Annotated in this window: 3 protein-coding genes; all 3 read left to right on the forward strand. The window is 59.2% G+C overall.

Annotation, left to right across the window (positions count from 1 at the left end; genetic code table 11):
• Window positions 1–19 precede the first annotated feature (19 nt).
• Window positions 20–1,012, forward strand: a complete 993-nt coding sequence (locus tag C0V97_RS16190; RefSeq protein WP_127101919.1) for a 3-hydroxyacyl-CoA dehydrogenase family protein — start codon at window positions 20–22, stop codon at window positions 1,010–1,012.
• 468 nt (window positions 1,013–1,480) lie between these two features.
• Entirely contained in the window at window positions 1,481–2,026 is a 546-nt protein-coding gene (locus tag C0V97_RS16195) for a biliverdin-producing heme oxygenase (RefSeq protein ID WP_127101920.1), read from the forward strand.
• The coding region (locus tag C0V97_RS16200) for an HWE histidine kinase domain-containing protein (protein WP_158625456.1) at window positions 2,019–4,084 on the forward strand (2,066 nt) is incomplete at its 3' end. The genes C0V97_RS16195 and C0V97_RS16200, both read left to right, overlap by 8 nt.

Genomic DNA, 4,084 nt, shown 5'->3' on the forward strand with positions numbered 1-4,084 from the left:
ATCGTGAAGGTTGGGCGACATGTCGGTTCAGATTATCAGAAGTGCAGCGGTCATCGGCGCGGGGTATATGGGCGGCGGTATTGCCCAGAGCCTTGCAGCTTCAGGCATGAAAGTCACGCTCGCCGATGTCTCGCCGGAGGCAACGCAGCGCTCGCTCGAGCGGCTCCTGGGCGAAGCGCGCGATTTCGAGGCGCAGGGGCTTCTGACGCCTGGAAGCTATGATCGGATCATGACCAATCTGCGTTCCGCCCCGTCCATCGAGGAGGCGGTGCGTGATGTCGACTTCATCGAGGAAGCGGTGTTCGAACGTGAGGATGTCAAGAAGGAGGTACTCGGGCGGATCAGCGCGGCGGCCCGTCCCGATGCGATCATCGGGACCAATACCTCGACCATTCCTGTCCATGTGCTCGCCCCCTTCGTGACGGGGCAGGAGCGCTTCCTGACTGTGCATTTCAGTAACCCGGCGCCGTTTATCCCGGGTGTCGAGCTGGTGTCGGGCACCGAAACGACCAAGGCCGTGGTCGAGACCGTGAAGGAAATGCTGGGCCGCGTGAACCGCCAGTCTGCCGAGGTCGCTGATCGGCCGACCTTCGTGCTGAACCGGCTGCAATATGTCCTGTTCAAGGAAGCGAATACGATCGTCGAGGAGGGGATCGCGACGCCTGAAGATGTCGATACGATCGTTCGGTCGACTTTCGGTTTCCGCCTGCCATTTTTCGGCCCCTTTGCCATCGCCGATATGGCGGGGCTGGACGTTTACGTGAATGGGTTCGTGACGGCCGAGAATGCGTTCGGGCCGCGTCTGTCCTGCCCCGATACGGTGAGGCGTCTCGTGGCCGAGGGCAAGCATGGCGTGAAGAATGGCGCGGGCTATTACGGGCAGTATTCAAAGGAGGAGGCCGAGGCGCTCGTGGCATATCGCAACAAGGCCTACGCGAAGATGGCGGAAGTCCTGCGCGAACTCGGCCCTTCTCCGCTTGAAGCCAAGAAGAATGCTAAGAGCAGGGGATAAGCGTTGAAGGCGGGGCCGGGTCAATCCCGGCTGCCGCTGCCAATCACGCATGCCGCCTCCATATGTGATCTCTGGCGAAGGCCAGCCTAAGTAGAGAGGAGACGGCTGAATGTGTTGGTGGGCACCGATGATATGGAGCAAAAGCGAGGAGTGCCACGGTTTCGCCGAGACGAAGTAATATGCGTCAAGTTGCTGGGGCATCCATGCAGGAAATCATGGCGTATCATGAAATTTCTTCGTGAGTATAGACGAATGAGTGTGATGATTTAGCAATGATGTCCCATATACTGGGCGTTAACGAAAATTCCCGACAAGTCCTTTCTTCCGAAATCTTGATGTTTACAGGCGAGATGATAATGATTTAAATGGAATGGCATTCACGTTTGTGGAACAGGACTGATAGATTATGTCTGGGCGGACGTCGTTGACTGGATTGCTGTGCTGACCGTCTCCAAGACAAGACGACACATGCTCCGGGAGCATGTTCATGAGGCCCATGAACGGCTCGATTTTTTGATCGGCCCTTTGGCGACCGCGCACGACTATGAGCGTTACCTGCGCGGCACAGCCGCTTTTCGGCTGGCCGCGGAATCCGCGTTCGAGAATGTTGCGTATCCCGGCTGGCTGCGGGGATGGCGTCCGGTCCGTACGGGGGATGCGCTCAAGAAGGATCTTTCCACCCTGCGTCTGGCTCTTCCCATTGTGCCTGTCATCACCCCGCCCTCGGGTGACTCAGCTCTGCTCGGTATGCTGTATACCCTTGAGGGCTCCGCCCTCGGGGCACGGATCATCGCGCGTCGAGCCGCTGCGATAGGATATACAGAGGCTCATGGGGCGAGCCATCTGGCGCACCAGACGGCCGCTCCTGCAAATTGGAAGGTGTTCCTTGAGAGGCTCGAGGACGCCCCCGTATTCGATCTCGACGAAGCGGGTTCTGCTGCTTCCATGCTGTTCCGGCATGCCTATGATGCTGTAACGCTGGTCGATCGAGCAGAGGATGTTCTCCATGGCTGAATTTGGTCAGGTCGATCTGACAAGCTGCGATCGCGAGCCGATCCATATCCCCGGGAGCATTCAGCCCCACGGATGCCTTGTCACCTGCACGATCAGCGATTTTGTGGTTCTGCGACATTCTGCAAATGCGGCAGAGATGCTCGGTCACGAGGCATTGGGGATCGGTAGCGATCTTGTGGCCCTTTTCGGGTCCGAAGTCATTCATGACATTCGTAATGGTCTGACGCTGAGCGTCACCCAGCGTCGGCCTGTTTTTCTGCTCAGCCAGGAACTCGCGCCGGATGCCCGCTTCGACATGGCCGTCCATGTCGTGAATGGCGAGGTGGTGCTCGAATGCGAACCCGCTGCCGCGACTCATCGGGCAACGAAATTTCTGACCCAGCTTCATGGCATGATGGATCGCGTCCGCAAGACGACGGATATCACGCGGCTTTTCGACGTAGTGACCATGCTGATGCGTGGACTGCTCGAATATGACCGGGTGATGGTCTATCGCTTTGCCGATGACTGGTCGGGGAAAGTCGTCTCGGAGGCCCGGGCGCTTTCGCTCGAGAGTTTTCTGGGTCAGCATTTTCCGAGTGCGGATATTCCTGCTCAGGCACGCGAGTTGTATCGGCGTTCACCCATACGCATGATCGGCGATGTGAAATACACGCCGGTGCCGATCATCGAGGGGGAGGGGCTTGCCCCTCTCGACATGTCGCTGGGTCAATTGCGCAGCGTGTCGCCCATCCATTGCGAGTATCTGACGAATATGGGGGTGGGTGCCTCGATGTCGATCTCGATCGTGATCGATGGTGCACTCTGGGGCATGATTGCCTGCCACCATTACTCTCCGCGCGTCCTCCCCATCGCGGAGCGCGCGGTGGTGCAGATGTTTTCGGAGTTTTTCGCGCTTCAGATCATCGTCATCCTCAAGACGACGCGTCTTCAGGTTGCCGAGCGTACCCATGGGCTGATCGAGAGCGTGCTGCGCAATGCCGCCTCGGTTTCGGACATGCCCGCCTATCTGCGCGGGCAGATCAGCCGTCTCGCTCCTTTGATCCAGTCTGACGGAATAGCGATCTGGATCGATAATGAATGGACGGGCCATGGCATCTCGGCACCCAAGGAGGTGCAGAGCGAATTCGTCGAGCTGGCACGCAGGAAGGCCGGAACCCAGATCTGGCAATCTGACCATCTGGTAAAGGACCATCCCTGGATTGCGGCGCACACGGCCCATGTGGCCGGGGTACTGATCATCCCTATCTCACCGCAGCCGGAAAACTACGTCTTCCTTTTCCGCCGCGAGATCGTCCAGACGATCAACTGGGGTGGTGATCCGCAAAAGACATATGAGCACGGGCCGCATGGTCCGCGTCTGACGCCCCGTCAGAGCTTCGCGATCTGGAAAGAGCAGGTGCATGAGCGCTGCCTTCCCTGGTCAAGCTTCGATATCGAGGCAGCCGGCCAGCTGCGTTCGGCGTTGATCGAGGTGATGGGCGTCTATCATCAGCAGCAGCTCTCAGAGCGCGCCGATGCCGATCTGCGACAACGCATGCTCAATGAAGAGCTCAATCACCGGGTGAAGAATATTCTCGCGGTGGTGCAATCCCTCATCGGTCGCCCCGTGGCCAAGGACCGCACGATAGAGGAATATGTCGAGGTTCTGCGCGGGCGCATCAAGGCGTTGGCCAGTGCCCATGATCAGGTAGCCCGGACCGATGGCGGTGGTCTGCTGCGCACCTTGCTGGAGGCCGAGCTTGAGCCGTATCGTCACCAGCCCTCTGCTGTGACGCTGGAAGGGCCGAATCTCTGGCTCTCAGGACCCGCCCTGTCTGTTGCGGCGCTGACGCTGCACGAACTCGCGACCAATGCCGCCAAATACGGGGCGTTGTCCAAGCCCTCCGGTAACCTCCGGATCTCATGGTTCCTCGACGAGGAGCCTGGAAACTGGGTGCTGGAATGGACCGAGACGGGAGGTCCTCCGGTTACGCCTCCCAAGGGGAATGGTTTTGGCTCGATCCTGCTCGAACGCGCGATCCCCCACGAACTGGGGGGTACCTCGGTGCGCGACAY

Source organism: Asaia sp. W19 (assembly GCF_003994335.1).
Taxonomy (GTDB): Bacteria; Pseudomonadota; Alphaproteobacteria; order Acetobacterales; family Acetobacteraceae; genus Asaia.